The organism is Bartonella senegalensis OS02 (genome assembly GCF_000312545.1).
Classification (GTDB): Bacteria; Pseudomonadota; Alphaproteobacteria; order Rhizobiales; family Rhizobiaceae; genus Bartonella; species Bartonella senegalensis.
Genome location: NZ_HE997541.1, coordinates 217,510 through 234,718, shown reverse-complemented (window position 1 = coordinate 234,718; position 17,209 = coordinate 217,510). Strand labels below are relative to the sequence as shown.

Sequence of the window (17,209 nt, the reverse complement as noted above, 5' to 3'; positions counted from 1 at the left end):
GTTATCTTCCCATCACACGCGGTTTTGCGTGAAAAAAAGCCCCATCACGAAGCGGTCCATCTTCACTCATAATTTTAGGTTCATCGACCCCCAAACCCGCTTTGCCTTCTGCAATGCGTTTTAGTAAATCAACCGCCTGTTTGTAGCGATCTTCAATGGTGGTGGTCAGTGCCGTATGGCGTATGGCTAAATTATAAACAGCAATATTGACACAGATCATGCCAAGAGCCGCCGGCTGTCCGGCAATGGGGACCAAGTAGCGATGAGAGAGATGCACATCAATCTCACCGCTTGCCTGTTCGAGGGCAAGAGCAATGGCTTGATCGAAAAGCACTGGATCAGACTTCTCATCATCAAAAGCACATAAGTCTTTCAAGAAATCATCACCCCAGAGCTCTTCAATCAATGTTTTGCTTGCATAGGCCATTAAGTCTTTTCCTTAAACAACATCTTGCAGCAACACACCGGCATCTTTGGCGGCGACCAATTCACAGACCCGTTCACCCACACGCACCCGTTTACCACCCGATAAACCGATATCGGGGTCTTGGATCACCCCAGAGATACGCTCACCCAACTGAGCACTAAAGCCCCAACTGATGACCGAACCATCTGCTTGTTGCTTGGTCGGATCAATGTAAAGCAGAGCGATCTTATTGCCCCAAACGCGTGCCAATTGCGCTGTGCGTCCTTTGCGAGCTAAATTCACTTGCGATTCACCAATCAATAAACGATTGGGATCGATCTCCATCAAATCAGCAAATTGCGCCTTGGTGACAAAACCATCAGCAGTGCCACCCCCCTTAACGGCTTTGATGATTTTGGGATGACGTTTGAGTTTTGACCAAACAACTTTACCCATGACAATGGTGTTGGGTGTATAGACGAGAGCTTTATCCTTCGCCTCATCTAAGGTGGCATAAGGATCTGATTTGTCATAATCACTGAATTTATTCTCACCCTTAAGGGTCATCACCCGCTCTGGTGCATAGTTTTTGCTGTCTTGCACAAGTTCTGCAACGCGCACTTCACGCCCCAATTCCAGCAAATTGGCAAGCCCCTCTACAGCGGTCTTTTCAGGGTTATAACGAGAGCGCTTTTCTGCCCGTGCGCGGGCTGCTGCTTCAATATCTGAATTGGGAATAAGGTCATCAAGCCCGTAATCTCTCACACTGGCTTCCCGTTCAAAGGCAGAAAATTCCACCACATTCGGGCGTCCTTTACGCCCAATTTCAAGTTCAGGCACCGTAAAACTTTCCGCCAAGGGAAATTCACTATATTTAAACACTTCACTTAAAACACAAACACGGGGCAAAACTTTATCGCCAATAAGAGAACCTGCTGGATTGCGATACCCAATAGCAATAGCGGTAAGGGTTGGATCAATGGGAAAAGGTCTGTTCATCATAAGCCTCGATTAATTAATTTTAAAAGAAATAACATCACCAACAGAACCATCACTCATGGCAATGCCAATGGTGCGGTCTGCCGCTTCTGCCTTAATGGCTTGCCCCTTGGGGTCAGAGGTTAAAAAGTCTCCAAAGGAAACATTGCCTCCACACACCACTTCGCCCCAACCGCATTGACCAACATCGATCATTTCGCCAGCCTTGGCTCCACAAGAGCCCGCACTCCCTAATAATTTATCAGCCTTCCCAGAAGCTGTTGCCACCATTCCATCACTGCGCGCTGCAACAATAAAGTAAGGAGAGATCTCTGCAAAAGCGCGAAAAGATTTCATCAAAATCGTCGTACTCATGATTGGCGTTCCTTTTGTTCATAAATATAATCAACCGCTTGGCTAATGGTGATGTCGAAGCCTTGTGCTTTCTGCTCTTGTTGATAATGGCGTGCGGCAAGTGCAATCTCTTCTGGCGCAAGTTTTGGTTCTTGCACCAAGGCACATGTTTCTAAAGAGCTTGTCGATGCGAGAACGGGCAATTTCTCAACCAAAGTTTGAAAATGGTCCAGGCCCCCTTCAAGGCAACAAAGCGCACGATAGTCTTCACGTGCAGCCGGCAAAATCTTGCCCTCTTCAATCGCTTTGTCTAAAAGACTCTCAATCGTTGCCTTTTTTTGCTCTTCGCGCAAAAGCGCTAGATCTTCTCGCGCTTTTGTTAATTGGGCATTTAATTCCACCCGTTCTTTTTCGCGCGCTGTAATGCTTGCTAAAATTTCTGCAGGTTTTGCATCTTCTGCCAGCTCCAAAGCACTGGCAATGGCTGTTAAATCCATCATTTTCTCCGTCAAGGTTGTTGGGGACACCACAAGAGGTATCAAAGGGGGTGTTAAAGGGTGTTCACGACTTAAAGCCGTCATCACAAGAGCAGGACGGTTCACCAACCCTGCCCCTGCCAAACTTAAAATCTCACCATTTTTAGAATGACGAAACTCAGGGGAAAGATAGCGATATTCCCGCCCCACAATCTTTTTAGCTGCCATATCGGTCCATTTAACCCGACCCCAAATCGCACCATCCCGTTCTGCGAGTTCTTCAATCCAACCGCTGGCAGGCGCTTCCAAGCCGTTCCTCGCTCTGTGATGTTGCCCATGCTCATAATCAATCACAAGCGGTCCTTTATTGGCTGCAAAAGCCTTTAAAATCCTTTGCGGACTATAATGCCATTCTCGTCCATCACGGGCCTTCACATTTGGCGCTTTGGGCAACAGCTCAACCCATTCCGGTGCTTGGCTAACGGTGCCGTCTTGGCATAAAACGTCTGAGCAAAGATCAATAAACTTGCCATGAAATGTCTCATCATGACATATCTCAGCCTGCCCTTCTTTTTGATCTTCGTAAAATTCTTGCTCCATACATTGCCTATTGCTTTACAATTATCATTGGCAATACAATGCATGAAACCCCTTCACCTTATAAGTCTGACAGTGTCAGTCAAAAGAGCACTTCTTTAAAAAAGCACTTTAAAAACACTTTTTTCACTTGCTTCTAGCTTATGAGAGAAACCCCAATACCAAACCCTCTCATAAAATCGTTTTCAAAGGCACTTCAAAGGCGATAGAGCGCCGTTGTGAAGTTAGAGGTACAAATCTATCACTCCATACAAAAAGCCTCTCTCAAGGCGCATTTTTTTAAAGATTGCTTTTGAACGTTTAAACTGTTAGAGTGCTCGCGAGGCGTGAGCCAGTTTTGCCAGGACGGCTTTGCCGGATCTGCGAGGAGTTGACCGCCCTCCACGCCTTCTCATTTTCCCCTCACACCGCTTCTTCTCACAAACACCAACAAAGTTTTCCGCTGTTCGTTTTACAACAACCGTTCATCCTTCTTTTCAGCAGCATGTAACAAACGTTGAATTTCACGAAAGCTCTTTTTATGCATAGAAGTCAGCCACCATTCTTGTTTGCTTGCCACCCATTTGACTGCAAAGCGCCACCATGCCCCACCACTTTCCCCAAAAAACAAAACACCCTGCGTATCTTTTCGCCTGATGATACCGTAAGGTTTTATGAAGGTTTGAATAGCACCCCGAAAATCCTCCAAGTGAAGAGCACGCGCTTGATGTTCTAACAAAATATGTTTCACACTGTCTGAAGATAAACGAATAAGAGAATTGTCCCCACCAAAAACATCACGCACTTTTTTTATCATCGGGGCTATGGGAAGAAATCCACGCGGCATACGACCTTCAAACATCGCTTCCAAAAGCGGTGAGCCCACAATATCTTCAATAGCAATGCGCTTGCGATTGTCCTCCATGACAGAGACTTTATCACTCAAAAAATTGCTTAAATTTTGTGCACGATGTTTTCCAGGATTAGAATGCCATCCAGGATCAATTCCCTTTGGTATCTTTTCAACGCGCCCCGTCCGCTTATTGCGCCAAACCCGCTCCTCCACATGGGGTGGCGCTGCACCCTCTTCATAGCCTAAATTGTCCGCCTCATAACGGCTTACCTGCCGCACACTGCATTTACACCGCCAACCATTGGGCGGATAAAGCCAATCCCAAATGGGATCATCAACCGGTGCCGTAAAACCCACCCAACTTTCATGTTCTAAACGCTTATGTTCTGAACTCGACAACGCATAGGTCAGATAAGGTAAAAACTCTTTATTATTTTGCGTACGTTCCCATTCACCTGCCGCATGGGCACTCATGGTATTAGCCCAATAGACCGTTTCTAAACGCCGCGGGCTGCCCAATTGCACCACACTCTTTTCACCCGTTTTCGGGTCAATGCTGGTCTTTTTCCCCCACCAGCCCTTTTCCTGTAAAATCGGCATTAAATTTTTTTGAAAATCCTGAAAAGGAACGTGATGCTTTATGGCATCTCCAACCGCTTGTTTAAAATCCTCTAAAATGTCATAGCCTACCGATTTTGCCACCGTAAAGGAAAAGGCATGCTCTTCTGCTGCCACATCACGCCAATCAAAGCTTGGAACAATATTTTTGGCGGCAAAATAACGGGTGACCTCTTGAGGTGCCGTTTTAAAAAGTTCCTCATCCATGATACCCCAGTCCCCGCGCAATCATTTGCACCTTTGCCAAGCGTGCTGCCAAGGCATGATGGTCCATCTCGCCTAACAATTCATCTAAGCCTTCGAGGATATCCTCATAACTTTTAGCCTCTCTCACAAGCTTTTTAAAAGGCTCTAAAAGGGGTTCTAAATCCTCTTCCCAGTCACTTAAAGCCTCACTCGAAAGCCGATCCAATTCGTCGTGATGTTTTCCACCCTGCTCTTTTTCCACCCCTTCTTTTCTTGTCACACAAACATCAAAAGCACCCCCACAATCAGCACAAACATGAGCTTTTTGTTGCCCCGCATCATCCTTTTGTCCCCTCTCATCATTAGGCCTAAGAGAAGCAGCCCTTAAAACATCCTCGCCCCTTTTTGGGTGCGAAAAGCCAATCTTATTGCGCACCTCTTGCGCCCCAACACGCAATCCTAGAGGCACAAGTTTTTGCAGCGCATCACTAATGGCTTTAATATCTTCATTTTCCGAAATCGGCCAATAGACAAGGGGAGTGCGCTCTTGGCGCCCAAAATTAATCTCAACAAAGGGTACAATCAAATCACGATTAGCCGTCAAAGCCAATTGCCGCGCATCAGCTCTGGCAATATCATGGCGGACATTTTCATGAATGCGCGCTTGCGAAAAAGACGACCCATCATCCGTCGTCATCGTTTGCCCCAACACCCCTTTAGAGATCTGTCGATCTAAATATTCCGCCTTTGCGGCAAAAACCGCATTGCCACTGCCCCCAGCTGCCTCAATAAACTCTATCTCCATCTCTTTGGGAATAATCGCCGCCGCATCACTGGATAAATCACGTACCGCTTGAATAAGAACCCGCCGCTCTGCTTCAGAAGAACTTGCCCCATATTTGCCCACACGCAAAGGCATGCCATACACTTCTAAGAAAGCCATCCAATCCTTCAAGGTATAAGACTTAAACAAAAATGCCCAAGCCGCAAGTCTGGCAAGCCCAGAACGAATAGGCAAGCCACTTTTCAACTTTGGGCGGTGAATAGAAAATTTATAAGCAGGCAATTCACTTCCATAAAGAGACCCCTCTTCTTTTAAACGCAGATGAAAGCCATCTCGCCGATCCAATTGAAAAAACCGCTGGTCACGCCACCGCCAAGCAACCGGCCACCATTCCTTAGCACTCTTGTCCCACAAGGTCTCAACAACCGCATAGCCTTTGCCCAAAGCATCTAACAAATCCGCCACATAATCATCAACAAAAGTCGGCGCGCTAATCACCTCGCGCACCGCATCAGCAATCTTTTTGTCCAATGCACTGTTGCTTGCCGCAATCACCCCAGGCTCCACCCCCGTGAGGGCATTTTTACGCATGCCCAGCACCGCACGATAATGCAAATCACGCTCTTCCATATCATCAGCAAGTTGGAAAAACTGCTCTGGATGCCCCCGTGCTGCCTGTTGCAAAATATCGGCAAGTTGGGCAGGTGTTAAACCACTCACAATAGTTTGTGACCACACATCACGAACACCGCCAATGCTTGGGATTGCCACCTCCCGCTCCAATCCCTTTATATGAAGGGCTTTTCCCCATTGATCAACCAGTTTTACCATCTCAGCATCCTATCAATAAATCTTTGATCTTGTTGTCAAAAAGAGCGGATTGTCATCAAAACCATAAACCTCTCTCACAGGCGTATATTCGTAAATTTCCGGCGTCTGGCGGCTGGCAAAATAAGCCAAAGCGCAAGCAATAGCACTATCTCCATGGCGCATAAAACCATCACTGCCTTTAAAACGATGATTGTCTGGAATTTTCACAATGCCATTGACATAAGCAAGCGCCTGATGATCCGCCACAATGTCACTATCGCGCGGCAAAACAATGGACCCATCCCCAAAGGCTTCTAAATAAGCCGGCATTTCTTTGCTATACCAACTTTGCGACAATTGTACTTCCTGCACACACGCCCCATAACGCTGCGCTGCTTTTTCGGCTAAATAAGCCCCATTGCCCCGCGCATCTAACGCGCCCCCTAACAAACGTGGCAATCCACTAACCCCATAAAATAAAATCTCTCTTTGTTGATCAAACGGCATATTGCGCAATTCCACCATAAACCGCACACGGCGTACCAAATCTTGTCCCACTTCCAGCACCACAATCGAGGTGGCATCACCGCTGCGCGCAAAATCAACCCCAAAAACATGTTGACGCCGCCGGTCAAGCCGAACATGCAGAGGCTTTACATGCTGCTCACACCAAGAAAACGCCGCTTGGCTTCGTTGATCATCCGATTGGTTTTTAAAACCATCCGCACAAGCAAAACGCAGCACCGCAATATCTGGCGCACAACAATTTTCAATCTGCAAGCGCGTTAAAGCTGCCCCTTCTTGATCAGCCGGTATGGCATCCAATTCTTGCCGCATAGCACTCAAACGCACCCCATAAGAGGCGCGGATTTGTTTCTCCCATTGTTGTTGGGAAGCTAAACTCCAACCCTCCCCCTTCATGGCGCAAACCCGTTTAAACAAGCCATTTTTAACCGCTACACTAAAGGGGTAACGATGCAGAGAAAAAGGAATTTTGCCTGTGCGCGCCTCACGGATCAGTTCATTGAAAGGATTAAGCACCCCATTGTGTGTTGAGATCACACGGATTTTACCGCCCCAAATCAACAGAGCATTCACCGCATCTAAAACAGCGCGCACATCTTGATGAAACGCTGCCTCATCAATCACCACAATGCCCTGGAGACCACGGATATTTTCAGGGCGGCTTGAAAGCGCTTCAATACGAAACCCCGAAGCAAAGCGTACCCGATAAGCAGAGATATAGTTTGTCGACCCATCCTCTTTTTGATCTGGAAATAAAAATTCTTCCACAGCCCCACTGTGGCTGGTAAGTGCCCTCGCAAAATTGCTCACATAGCCAATAAATTCACGCCCCTTTTCTTTGGTGTCACCAATGTAAAAAACATTATCGCCCCCTGCTTTAAGCGTTGCCGCCGCAATCAGCGTATCATCTAAAGCCTCTGCAAAAGTAATGCCGGTCCGGCGCCCTTTCTCAACCAACTTTAAGGGGGATTTATCTTCAATCCATGCCCGTTGATGCGCCATCAAAACCCCTTCAGCTAAGGGATCTTTCTCTTTTGGAAAAGCACTTGTCTGCCAAAGAACAAAACCCAACCGATCACCATTTGCATCATTGTTTAAAGGAGTCTGTTCAAAAGTCTCACGCCCTTCAACCATGTTTTATCCCCAACACCTGCGCGCGAATAGCCCGCGCCGTCTCTTCTGAGAGCCCCGCTGCTGCCGCTGCCACCTCAACCGCTTTACTTGCCTTGCTTGTAAAATCCTTCTCTAATCTTTGCCGTCTGGTAGTCGATAAATGTTCAGCAGCCAAAACCCCTTTAAGCGCATTGGCCAACTCTTGGGCAGCCTTTGGCGAAAGGCTTTTTCCACTGCTTAACGTGGAAAAAATAAGCTCTTTAATCGCTGCAGCTGTTAACAGAGTAATATTATCAGAAGCTTTGGCATCAAAGCGCTGTGAAAGGCTTGCTGCTATTTCACGCGTTTGTTCTAAGCGGCGTGACATCACCGCGAGCCGCAAAGAATAACGATTAAAACTCGAAAAGGAGGGAATGGAAAAATTGAGACCCGTTTCTTTTTTTAAAGCCTTCAAAGCCGCTTTAAATTCATCATAAATGGCTTTTTGCGTCTTTTCACGCCCATTTAAAGCTTCAGCCGCCTCTGCAATAATTTGATCACAAGCTTGTGGCAATAAATCAATCGCCGTTAAGCGCCCACGCCCGACCTTGCGCATCCCTCACCTCGTCTTTTATGGATGAACGTTTGGGACGCTTAATCCCCTCAATGGAAAAACTCCGATCTAAATGACGCGCCCCCCGTTCTGTTAAAGCCGCAAGCAAAACAGACCCCACACATTTTAATGTAACAGCGCCTTGCTCTTCCATAAAAGCCAGTTCATTGTGCACAAAATCGCGATCACGCCGGATACCATAACTGTATAAAAGCCGCTCAATCATCGCACTCGATAACGTTTCGCTGCGCTCACAAGCAAGCCCTTTTAAAATAATCAACCGCGCTTCTTCACGGATGATTTTATCCATATCTGCTTTCATTTCTTGGCATTCTCCAATAAAAACTCTTGCAAGCGCTCACCTATGGCTGCCACCGGCTGCAACTGTGCAGAAAACGTATTAAGACGCCCATTTAAGCGTTCTATATTCACTTCCAACCTTTGCATGGCATCACGATCAGGCAAAAAATCCATCTCCGTCTCTAACTTTTGCATACGCTCTTTAAGCACAACGACCTCTTTTAACGTTTCCCGTGCACCAGAAGAAAAATAGGCTTTCAAAACACCACAAATCGCAACAATGGATAACAACAACGAAAGCCAGCCATTGGCCACACTGATATCTAAATTCACGAACCCCTCCTTGACTTCATTAAAACCGCTCTTACAGCAGCTTTTCTGCGCTGTTCGCAGATCAATAAAGCCGCACGATCACGCCCCCAATAGCGTACAACCTCTTGCCCATTCAAAGCACGCTCTGGCAACAAGGATGGCCGCTCACAGGTTTCCTGTGCAAGTGCCGGCAACTCAACCGATAAAGAGTGATAAAAAAGATTACTCACTGGCTTGCTTGTTGAGCAAGCGCACACGCTCAACCCCAAGGCCACAGCGATTAACCGGCAATGCCCCATTTGCTTTCTCCATATTGATAAGCTCTTGTCTTAAAGTAGAAATTGTCATTTGTGCTTGATACGCAGCTGCCTGAGCCGCTTGCCTTTGCCGATTTTGCTCAAGCTGTGCCTGTAAAGAAGCCTTGGCAATCTCCAAGCGCCAATACACATCACGCGCTTGTTCTGCTTTTAAAATTTGCCCCTTCATCCAACCAAACAACGTGAAAAGGAAAAGCGCAAAAAAAAGCACCCCAAAAGACAGCTTTAAAGCAGGATTAAACATTCACCTTCACCCCATCCATAAACCATCATTGCACCCGTATTTTCCGCTCTTAGGAGGATTAAAACGCTTGCTATTGGAAAAATCCAAAGAACCAAAACCGCGATGCACCCCCAAATTCCCAACAATAATCGCCACCATAGAAGGAATAGCAATCGCCGCCATATCAACAAGGTGCGGCACCCCAAACAAACCACCCAAAATCAGCAAAAAAATAACCCCCCAAGCAAACCAAAAGGACCACCATAAATAACGCCGAGACCCCCGATACGATGGCTTCATGACGTCACCTCGCATGAAAGCCCTAAAAGCTTTTTTGCCCGATTAAGATACGTTAAACGCTGAACAAGTCCATTTTTCCCCCCATTAATCGCTTTGGTAATGCTGAGCAAATCATCTTGATCCGCAAACCTGTTCAAGCCTTTCTTCTGCCAAAACCAAACAGCAGACCAAAGCGCTGCTGGAAATTGTTCCACCACTTCTGGAAAAGCTTCACAATCAACTGCTTGTTCATCGACTAAGCACCAAAACTGTGTAAAACGGCGATAATTCTTCCGCCCCGTTAATTGGATCAAACCACGCCCCTTAAAGCGTACCCCATCACCAGGGTTGACATTGCCTAAATCACGCCGTCCTTCATAAGCGCGCCCTGAGGCATATTCACAAAGGGTAAAAAAGCCATCACTTTCATGGGCGCATTGGCTTAAAAAATGCGCAATACGCAAACGCGTCGTGAGTGCCCCATAAGAGAAAGCTTTAGGCAAGAAGCGTGCCATCTCAACAATAATATAATCTTGGCGTGCATGATGCGCCAGTTTAGGCGCAAGGCAATGAAGAAAAGAAGCATCTATTGAAATCATAAAAAAAACCGCTCAATGAATAAAATTCATCCGCAGTTTATGAAATCTCACGCCCCCCATATAAGCCTGACACTGTCAGTCATTGATTTCTTGCCCCACCCTCGTAACACTTTTACAGCAACAAAAAACCAATATGTCCTTCACGCTCAAGGCGATTAAACACGAGGCTCATTCAATTCTGGAAATAAAAAATCCTCTGATGTCAAAGAAGATATTTTCTTCTTCAAGCGATAGGCTGTGCGCACATGCATACCAGAAACAGCCGCCGCATCATCCGCAGACCAGCCTTTTTGCAAGGCTTTTATCATTTTTTGCCGACGCGAGACATTGGTACAAAGAGGTATCAGAAGGCGCACACCCGAACCATTAAAACAAAAATAGCGAATAAGTTGCTCTGCCTCCTCAAATCCTACAATTTCAATCAACCAATCCGCATTCTCAACGCGCCCTGGAAGATAAACTTGTCGCCCTCCAAAAGCCCGCACCATATTCCACGCCGCTTCCATACCAGCAACCGTCACAATCTCACGCAAAATAAGAGGAAAATGGCTATAAGCTTCACCCTGCATCCATGCTTATCTCTCTTGTTTTATACCTCGACGGATAGCCCGCCCCCAAGCATTCATCACTTTTATAAAATCGCCCCCATCCATCTCGCTCAAAGCTTTACCACTTAATGCCATAACACTTTGATGAAACGCTTTCCCATCAAACAAAACACTAGGATGCAAACGCTTCCATTGGGCACACAAAATAGAAATACTAGGAGTTTCCCCCTTAAAATCTTGAATCTTTTTTCCTCTCCAGTCAACCCCACCCTCACGCTGCAACCAGCTTTTCAACGCCTCAATAGCTCTACACGCATCATCGCTATCGCGTAAAAATCGAATATGATCAATCCCTGTCTGTCTCTTCACAAAGGCAAGCAACGCCTTATCTGAACGATCACGAATGATGCCAAGATTCCACCCTGCAATCCATAAAGCTTGAAGCTTTTTGGCATATGTGCCCTCTAAAAGCTTAGCTTTTGCTTGAAAGCCCCAAGCGCGCATTTCATCCATCACCAAACGCTTCTCTAAAACACTCAAATCTTTTGCCGAATATTTGCCTGTCAGGCGATAAAGCATCGCCCGATAGGTTTCATCATCAAGCGCTAAAGCACGCCTTCCCATATGAAGTGCCGCTAAAGACATGGTTTCCCTCACGTCTTCGCCATATCAAGGGTGACCGCACGCCAAGGGCTTTCTAATGTGTCTCGTTCATAAAAACGCACATATTCCTTAGAGGTCGTCACACGGATGGCTTCACGGATTGCCCGCATCGCTTCCCTCCAACGGGGATCACTAATATCCAAGCGCAACAGCATAAAAATTTCGCCCCGATTCACCTTGCCTTCCTTATCCGTATTAAAAGCACGCGTAATAATCGCACGGATTTCAGGGCGCGCATCCGCAGACCATTCATTCAAACACTCATCAAGAAGGCTTTTGGCAATTTGCAATTGCGGACCAAAATCAAAGCTTTCTTGCACCTGCACCTTAATACGCTGCAAACCATCAAAGCTCTGGTAAGTACAATTGCCCTTTTTACCACGCCGCGCCACACCATATTCTTGCGCAAGCAAATTATCAAAATCACTCAAATCCGCAATCGTATGGTTGTTAAAACGCGCAATCCGTGCTGAGAGCTCTTTAGCATACCCCATAACCTTACGCACCGTCTCATCTTCCAACAAATCCGCAGGACGGATCATATCCACTGGCACCAAAGCGCCTTTCGCATCCTTCATATAACGCGTGCCATCAAGTTCAATCTGTTTATTCATCGCAGAACTCCTCCTTCTTTTCTTGAAAACGACGAAACGACACAACATCCCCTGAAGAAGGCGCACATCCCGCTTTCAATTGCCAACGACACCGCATAAGCTCATGACCTAAAATGTGGTTATAGCCTGCTAAGCGCCGTAAATACGCATTCAATTCTCGAACATCTTGTGGATGCAAAAAAATCCATCCATCTCATACTTCAAAAAGCCAGAGCGCAAAGCCATCAAGCAATCTCTCACCATATAAGGGTTCCGTTCCATTATTTATCTCCTCCAAAATCCATATAAATCACACGATTGCTCTTATCCGCATCAGTGCTGTCACACTCACTCAAAACTTCTGAAACTTGGCCTTCCAAAACTGCACCCGCTTCCCCCAAACGGTGAACACTCAATTCCAATTCAAGCGATAAAGCCAAATCCACACACAATTTAAGTTCTTCGCTAATATCCAAACCGCATTGATAATCATCATAAAGACCAATAAGCGTATCGGATAATTCCTTAGGGCTTAAGCTCATCATGCCAATTCCTCCACATTGCGGTTTTTCCATGCGGCTTTGACATGTTTAAGCGTCACCTCACTTCCATCTCCAAGGGCTGCCATGCGTGCTAACATCATGGTTTTATCAATCTGCCGTAAAGCCCCAGCTTTCAAACCAATACCGGTCAAAAACTTTATCGCACCAGCATCTTCAATCCCCCAATCGTGAATGCGCGCCGCAATATCCTCACTATAAGGTTTGCGACGTTTCAAATGCATCGCCAAACGGCTTTTAATTTGCGCATAAGAAGGACCATTTTGACGATGCACGAGACGTCCCGAAATCTCATCATTGCCAACCAAAGCGAGCCCCGTACCATTGTTATCAACAAAATGACGCAACTGATTAATCGCCTCATCCGTTAAATTTTGCGCCTCATCAACGATCAACAATGTTCCACCACCCACACGCTCTAACTTTTTACCAATGGCACGTGTCAGACGCGCAGGATTATATTCCACCACTTCCAATTCTGCTGCCATATCATTCAAAATACCATGAACACTGCGTGTATACGGGCTTGCTGTGACCAGATAAACATGCGGACGGGTCGAGCGGTAATAGCGGCAAGTTTCCGTTTTGCCACTGCCCGCATCAAGGGTAATCATCACCATATCTCCCGTACTTTGCGCCAGTGTTAAAGTGTCAATGATTTCACAAGCTATACGGTTCTTTTGAAAAGCTGGCTTTTCAGGGATCATCTCCAAAAGCCCTGCCGTTTCTTTTAATGCTTCAACCCATTGTTGCACTTTCGCATTTTGCTTGCCCAATTGCCCCGCATAACTGCCCGCATACCACTGCGAAAAGGTGCCATCCGGCATGCCAATACGCCGCGCCACTTCTGCTTTAGTCCAGCCATTCGTCCGTGCCAGAGCGATCACTGAATCCACAAGCGTGTTCCATAAAGCAATATCATCACTATTGCGGTTTTGTGCTGTCCCATCGGGCTGTTTTTTTGGTCGCTCCCAAGGATTTTTATCAACGGTTGCATTTATCGCGTACTTCATATATATTCCCCTCTTGTATTGATTTAGACGTCGACAAGGGGAAGGGCTAAAACTTGCCCCTTGTCTTTTATCTTCAATGAACATTTAAAGCCGTACGCGATACAAAACCGGCTCCCTGACAAATCCCCCTCTCTATTCTCACACATCGGGGAACTTGCTAACTTCATGGCTCCTCACCTCTTAAGGCAAAACAACCTGAAAACTTAATTGTATTGATTGAGAATATTGAAATGGATTAAGACTTCTCCTCCCCCCTTTCTTTGTTAACGCTTCAAGCTGGTACGCGATACAAAACCAGCCCCCCTTATAGGCACTCTTGTAAGTCCCCCCCTCTCTTTTCCTATCTTCTAGGAAACTTGATCACTTCACGCCCCTCATCAGAGACAGAAAGGCGTCTTAAAGCTTGGTGCAAATGTTGACTAAATTTTTCTTCCTCTAAAGCCTCATCATCCCCTAAAACCGCATCAGGGGCTTTTAAAGCGAGATTCCCCGCATTCTTTGGCATCAAACGGCTTACCTTTGGGGAAACAGAACGCTTGGATTTTGCATCATCACCCCTCCTTGCAACTTTTGCATAAACATCCGCCAATTGATCCGGCGCAAGTTTTGCCGCCAACTGCTTTTCTGCTTTAACTGCCTTCACATATTCTTTACGCAAACGCCCATTCAAACGCGCTGCCTGCTGATCATAAAAACCCACATCTGCAAGGCAAGGCGCCATGCAAAGAAACTGATTATTCAAATCATACACCCGCAAATCTTGCTGTAAATGATCCGGGTCAAAGCGCACAATCACCTTTTCTCCCGCATAGCTATTCAACGCCCGCGCCCAATAACGATTGCCATAAAAATGAATCTCGCCTGTGCCCTTTTGCGTACGCAATGCCTCTGAAGTCAAAAGCCATAAAGCCCTCTGTGCCGCGGTTGCTTGCCGAACAATCGTCCCTTCTGCCTTTAAACTTTCTGCAAAAGTCTCATCAAAACTGCGCCCCGCACATGTCAGCGCCTTGCGTCCTGCTTGCGCATTATGCGCCACAATCTGCACCCCAACATGGGCTTTGAATTCTTCCAAATCTATCGCCCGCTTACCATAATCTTCCGGTTTCGCATCCGGCTTATTCCCCGTATAAGCCCCCGCACATAACGGGTGTTTAGAAATCGCTTCTGCCAAATCACGCCATGCCCGCTCAATCGGTTTTGACTGCCCGCTATAAGGGGTCGTCCATTGCAATTGAATGCCCAAACTGGTCAAAAGACCCTGCGGTTCATCCGCCTTAATCTTAAAACGAAAGCGGTTGGAGACACCTCCAGAAATCCATTTGCTGGTAAAAGCACGCCCATTATCCAAAGTCATACGCTCTGGTATGCCATAAGCCTCCACCATATCCCCAATCACCAAACGTACGATTTCCCAAGTCTCAGCATCTGATAAGCGCCATGATAAAATCTTGCCTGAATAAAGATCTTGAATGGCAATCAAATAAAGCCGTACAGGCTTTTCTACCCAAGGAACATTCACAAAAACATCCAACTTATGCCCGTCCATATTCACCGCTTCCATTGCATGCAGGGCACGCCGATCACGCCGTTGGGAGGGATAAAGCTTTTTTGCCTTCTCCTCGCCCTCACGCGCTAACGCGACAACAGCTTTGGAAACTTGCGCCTTAAAACGGCGGCGTAACGCCCGCTCTGAAGGAATAGGCGCCCACCCTTTCTCACGCGCAACCCCAACCATCCGCCGATAACATGCCGAAAATGCAGGGCGAGAAGGGCGTAAATAATCCGAACATAAAACCTCAAAAGCCCCCTCATGGCAGGGCGCAAACGGCGAAGCAGTCTCCTCGCCATAACAAGGCGCCAGCGCCGCTAACCAATCACAGCGCGCGACCCCTTCAACCATCTGCCGCCAATTAAAAAGCGACATCCGGCTCACCCCAAACTGCACCGCGCACAAACTTGCTCCATCATGCACCCCCATACCAGCTTGGAGTAAATCTTCCCAAAAACAAAGTGCCTTCAAACGCTGTTCACAACGGCTTTTATGCTCCTTTGAAAGCCCTTCATAACGCGCCCAAAGTGCTTCTTTTTGTCTCTTTTCCTCTGTCTTTTGCAAAACATCAACACTCCCCTCCCGCAACAACAATGCTGCCCGCGCCCCCTCCGGCAATAAAGAGATATGAATCTCCACAACAGGACGAGAAACGCCTTTAACTTTACGTATCAATTCACTTTGATGACGCCATGTGGTCGCCAAAATTTTACGCAATCCGCCCTTACTTTGCGGCAATCCTGGCAAAGCCGCCTCAGCCAACTCAGCGATACTAAACCATTCCTTCATGGCTGCCCCCTCTTAATGCGAACCGGAACCGCACGCATCGCTTTTAATTGTGCGGCAATCTCACGCTGTTCCTGCTGCAATCTTGCAATTTCTGCCAAACGCGCTTCATCCCCTTGCAACAACAGCAAACCATCCTCACTCACCACCTCATCCCAAAGCCAAAAGGCGCCCGTCGCCCGTACAAAAGCTTTAAAACGTGGCAAAGAAATATCCACCTGCTTACTTTCCGCTACATAAGCATCCAAACTCGCCTTACTCAAACAACCAATGCCTAAATAATGCGCCATACGCTCTGCAACCTCACTGCGCTCAGTGCGACATTCTCGTAAAGCCCGCGCCATCGCTCGCTTAATGCGTGAGCGAAACCGCTCTAAATCAATCTGCGCAACGGGTTCACGACAGGGAAAAACCGGACGTTGAAAAAAATCAAGTTGATGGGAACCACGCGTCTTCATGCCTGCTCCTCCCCCGATTGCTTGTTCAAATAATCATAAAACCGCGCCCGTGTCTGTGCATCGGCTCTCTGCCATACCCCCAACAATTGAGCAAAAACCCGTTCCTGCTCATTAACTTTCGGGGGTATATTAATCCCATTGACCAAATCAACAGCCCGCCGTAAATCCCCCTCAACCTGTTGCAAAGCAATCGCCACCCGCCGTTGCGCAACCGGCTCCATCTTCGCCAACTTCAACAACTGCGCTTGATTATCCGCCAAAGCGGTCCCCCGCAAAACAGACCGCAACTCCGGCTGTAAATGCTGAGCAATGCTGTTAAGACGTCTTACTGATTTTGAAGACAAACCAATACGGTCCGCCACATGTTCGGCAAAAGATAAAACTGTCCCTTTGCCACTTTCTTCATCTGTATAAGAAATAGGGACAACTTGTCCCAATTGCTCTAAATCTGCATCACCACCGATCAAAGGGACAACTTGTCCTTTTGATTTTTCATCCCCTTCACCCCCAGTTTCATGATGCTCTGAAGAACCATCATTTGGCAAAGGGACAACTTGTCCCTTTGCCACTTTGTCCTTTGTATATTGCTCACCACCGATCAAAGGGTAATGTTTACCCTTTGATTTTCTGTCTCCACCAACCTTAATTTCCCCATACTTCTTTTCCCATAATTCACGGTAAGTCTGCACAAACAAGGCGCGGTCAATTACTGACAATTCATTGCGAAACAAATTCTCT

General features: G+C 46.9%; 22 protein-coding genes and 1 pseudogene. All 23 read right to left on the bottom strand.

The window, feature by feature from the left end; translation table 11 throughout:
• Position 1: 1 nt before the first annotated feature.
• The gene (locus tag BN200_RS05535) at positions 2-427 is read right to left on the bottom strand and encodes a gp436 family protein (RefSeq protein ID WP_019221552.1); all 426 of its coding nucleotides are present in this window, start codon (positions 425-427) and stop codon (positions 2-4) included.
• A gap of 12 nt (positions 428-439) precedes the next feature.
• Positions 440-1,405, bottom strand: coding sequence for a major capsid protein (locus BN200_RS05530; protein WP_034989110.1), 966 nt, complete (start codon positions 1,403-1,405; stop codon positions 440-442).
• 12 nt (positions 1,406-1,417) lie between these two features.
• Entirely contained in the window at positions 1,418-1,759 is a 342-nt protein-coding gene (locus BN200_RS05525; RefSeq protein WP_019221550.1) for a hypothetical protein, read from the bottom strand.
• Positions 1,756-2,814 (bottom strand): phage protease, encoded by a 1,059-nt coding sequence (locus BN200_RS05520; protein WP_019221549.1) that lies wholly within the window; start codon positions 2,812-2,814, stop codon positions 1,756-1,758. Before BN200_RS05520 ends, BN200_RS05525 begins: the two co-directional genes overlap by 4 nt.
• A 448-nt stretch (positions 2,815-3,262) precedes the next feature.
• Complete coding sequence (locus BN200_RS05515) at positions 3,263-4,468, bottom strand: phage head morphogenesis protein (RefSeq protein WP_019221548.1); 1,206 nt, start codon at positions 4,466-4,468, stop codon at positions 3,263-3,265.
• On the bottom strand, positions 4,461-6,062 hold the full coding sequence (locus BN200_RS05510) for a DUF935 domain-containing protein (protein WP_019221547.1): 1,602 nt from the start codon (positions 6,060-6,062) through the stop codon (positions 4,461-4,463). The genes BN200_RS05515 and BN200_RS05510 overlap by 8 nt, the downstream gene beginning before the upstream one ends.
• Positions 6,063-6,074: 12 nt before the next feature.
• Positions 6,075-7,568, bottom strand: coding sequence for a hypothetical protein (locus BN200_RS05505; protein ID WP_425277065.1), 1,494 nt, complete (start codon positions 7,566-7,568; stop codon positions 6,075-6,077).
• Between the two features lie 124 nt (positions 7,569-7,692).
• Entirely contained in the window at positions 7,693-8,274 is a 582-nt protein-coding gene (locus BN200_RS05500) for a phage protein Gp27 family protein (protein WP_019221545.1), read from the bottom strand.
• On the bottom strand, positions 8,237-8,593 hold the full coding sequence (locus BN200_RS05495) for a VpaChn25_0724 family phage protein (RefSeq protein ID WP_019221544.1): 357 nt from the start codon (positions 8,591-8,593) through the stop codon (positions 8,237-8,239). The genes BN200_RS05500 and BN200_RS05495 overlap by 38 nt, the downstream gene beginning before the upstream one ends.
• Positions 8,590-8,904: a DUF2730 family protein gene (locus BN200_RS05490; RefSeq protein ID WP_019221543.1), complete on the bottom strand. Its 315-nt coding sequence runs from the start codon at positions 8,902-8,904 to the stop codon at positions 8,590-8,592. Before BN200_RS05490 ends, BN200_RS05495 begins: the two co-directional genes overlap by 4 nt.
• Positions 8,901-9,113 (bottom strand): hypothetical protein, encoded by a 213-nt coding sequence (locus BN200_RS05485; RefSeq protein ID WP_019221542.1) that lies wholly within the window; start codon positions 9,111-9,113, stop codon positions 8,901-8,903. Before BN200_RS05485 ends, BN200_RS05490 begins: the two co-directional genes overlap by 4 nt.
• A complete protein-coding gene (locus BN200_RS05480) occupies positions 9,106-9,444 on the bottom strand; it encodes a hypothetical protein (RefSeq protein ID WP_019221541.1) in 339 nt (112 codons plus the stop codon). Before BN200_RS05480 ends, BN200_RS05485 begins: the two co-directional genes overlap by 8 nt.
• Positions 9,445-9,450: 6 nt before the next feature.
• Positions 9,451-9,723: a hypothetical protein gene (locus BN200_RS05475; protein WP_019221540.1), complete on the bottom strand. Its 273-nt coding sequence runs from the start codon at positions 9,721-9,723 to the stop codon at positions 9,451-9,453.
• Complete coding sequence (locus BN200_RS05470) at positions 9,720-10,301, bottom strand: glycoside hydrolase family 19 protein (RefSeq protein ID WP_019221539.1); 582 nt, start codon at positions 10,299-10,301, stop codon at positions 9,720-9,722. The genes BN200_RS05475 and BN200_RS05470 overlap by 4 nt, the downstream gene beginning before the upstream one ends.
• A gap of 155 nt (positions 10,302-10,456) precedes the next feature.
• A complete protein-coding gene (locus BN200_RS05465; protein ID WP_019221538.1) occupies positions 10,457-10,870 on the bottom strand; it encodes a helix-turn-helix domain-containing protein in 414 nt (137 codons plus the stop codon).
• A gap of 6 nt (positions 10,871-10,876) precedes the next feature.
• Positions 10,877-11,494, bottom strand: coding sequence for a phage protein GemA/Gp16 family protein (locus BN200_RS05460; RefSeq protein ID WP_019221537.1), 618 nt, complete (start codon positions 11,492-11,494; stop codon positions 10,877-10,879).
• An 8-nt stretch (positions 11,495-11,502) separates the two neighbouring features.
• Complete coding sequence (locus BN200_RS05455; protein WP_019221536.1) at positions 11,503-12,126, bottom strand: DUF3164 family protein; 624 nt, start codon at positions 12,124-12,126, stop codon at positions 11,503-11,505.
• A pseudogene (locus BN200_RS05450) lies at positions 12,119-12,387 on the bottom strand (hypothetical protein). The gene BN200_RS05455 and the pseudogene BN200_RS05450 overlap by 8 nt, the downstream one beginning before the upstream one ends.
• Positions 12,387-12,650, bottom strand: a complete 264-nt coding sequence (locus BN200_RS05445) for a hypothetical protein (protein WP_019221534.1) — start codon at positions 12,648-12,650, stop codon at positions 12,387-12,389. The pseudogene BN200_RS05450 and the gene BN200_RS05445 overlap by 1 nt, the downstream one beginning before the upstream one ends.
• The gene (locus BN200_RS05440) at positions 12,647-13,678 is read right to left on the bottom strand and encodes an AAA family ATPase (protein ID WP_019221533.1); all 1,032 of its coding nucleotides are present in this window, start codon (positions 13,676-13,678) and stop codon (positions 12,647-12,649) included. The genes BN200_RS05445 and BN200_RS05440 overlap by 4 nt, the downstream gene beginning before the upstream one ends.
• 340 nt (positions 13,679-14,018) lie before the next feature.
• Entirely contained in the window at positions 14,019-16,016 is a 1,998-nt protein-coding gene (locus BN200_RS05435) for a transposase domain-containing protein (protein ID WP_019221532.1), read from the bottom strand.
• Complete coding sequence (locus BN200_RS05430) at positions 16,013-16,471, bottom strand: hypothetical protein (protein ID WP_019221531.1); 459 nt, start codon at positions 16,469-16,471, stop codon at positions 16,013-16,015. Before BN200_RS05430 ends, BN200_RS05435 begins: the two co-directional genes overlap by 4 nt.
• Positions 16,468-17,209 (bottom strand): chromosome partitioning protein (locus tag BN200_RS09690; protein ID WP_034989167.1); only part of this gene is annotated, 742 nt, incomplete at its 5' end. The genes BN200_RS05430 and BN200_RS09690, both read right to left, overlap by 4 nt.

Bases quoted from the DNA above. Each gene is read 5' to 3' on its own strand.
- BN200_RS05520 (WP_019221549.1), bottom strand. From the start codon at position 2,814: ATGGAGCAAGAATTTTACGAAGATCAAAAAGAAGGGCAGGCTGAGATA.
- BN200_RS05500 (WP_019221545.1), bottom strand. From the start codon at position 8,274: ATGCGCAAGGTCGGGCGTGGGCGCTTAACGGCGATTGATTTATTGCCA.
- BN200_RS05435 (WP_019221532.1), bottom strand. From the start codon at position 16,016: ATGAAGGAATGGTTTAGTATCGCTGAGTTGGCTGAGGCGGCTTTGCCA.
- BN200_RS05460 (WP_019221537.1), bottom strand. From the start codon at position 11,494: ATGTCTTTAGCGGCACTTCATATGGGAAGGCGTGCTTTAGCGCTTGAT.
- BN200_RS05465 (WP_019221538.1), bottom strand. From the start codon at position 10,870: ATGCAGGGTGAAGCTTATAGCCATTTTCCTCTTATTTTGCGTGAGATT.
- BN200_RS05445 (WP_019221534.1), bottom strand. From the start codon at position 12,650: ATGATGAGCTTAAGCCCTAAGGAATTATCCGATACGCTTATTGGTCTT.
- BN200_RS05515 (WP_019221548.1), bottom strand. From the start codon at position 4,468: ATGGATGAGGAACTTTTTAAAACGGCACCTCAAGAGGTCACCCGTTAT.
- BN200_RS05470 (WP_019221539.1), bottom strand. From the start codon at position 10,301: ATGATTTCAATAGATGCTTCTTTTCTTCATTGCCTTGCGCCTAAACTG.
- BN200_RS05480 (WP_019221541.1), bottom strand. From the start codon at position 9,444: ATGTTTAATCCTGCTTTAAAGCTGTCTTTTGGGGTGCTTTTTTTTGCG.
- BN200_RS05510 (WP_019221547.1), bottom strand. From the start codon at position 6,062: ATGGTAAAACTGGTTGATCAATGGGGAAAAGCCCTTCATATAAAGGGA.
- BN200_RS05430 (WP_019221531.1), bottom strand. From the start codon at position 16,471: ATGAAGACGCGTGGTTCCCATCAACTTGATTTTTTTCAACGTCCGGTT.
- BN200_RS05505 (WP_425277065.1), bottom strand. From the start codon at position 7,568: ATGGCGCATCAACGGGCATGGATTGAAGATAAATCCCCCTTAAAGTTG.
- BN200_RS05455 (WP_019221536.1), bottom strand. From the start codon at position 12,126: ATGAATAAACAGATTGAACTTGATGGCACGCGTTATATGAAGGATGCG.
- BN200_RS05530 (WP_034989110.1), bottom strand. From the start codon at position 1,405: ATGAACAGACCTTTTCCCATTGATCCAACCCTTACCGCTATTGCTATT.
- BN200_RS05440 (WP_019221533.1), bottom strand. From the start codon at position 13,678: ATGAAGTACGCGATAAATGCAACCGTTGATAAAAATCCTTGGGAGCGA.
- BN200_RS05525 (WP_019221550.1), bottom strand. From the start codon at position 1,759: ATGAGTACGACGATTTTGATGAAATCTTTTCGCGCTTTTGCAGAGATC.
- BN200_RS05535 (WP_019221552.1), bottom strand. From the start codon at position 427: ATGGCCTATGCAAGCAAAACATTGATTGAAGAGCTCTGGGGTGATGAT.
- BN200_RS05495 (WP_019221544.1), bottom strand. From the start codon at position 8,593: ATGAAAGCAGATATGGATAAAATCATCCGTGAAGAAGCGCGGTTGATT.
- BN200_RS05475 (WP_019221540.1), bottom strand. From the start codon at position 9,723: ATGAAGCCATCGTATCGGGGGTCTCGGCGTTATTTATGGTGGTCCTTT.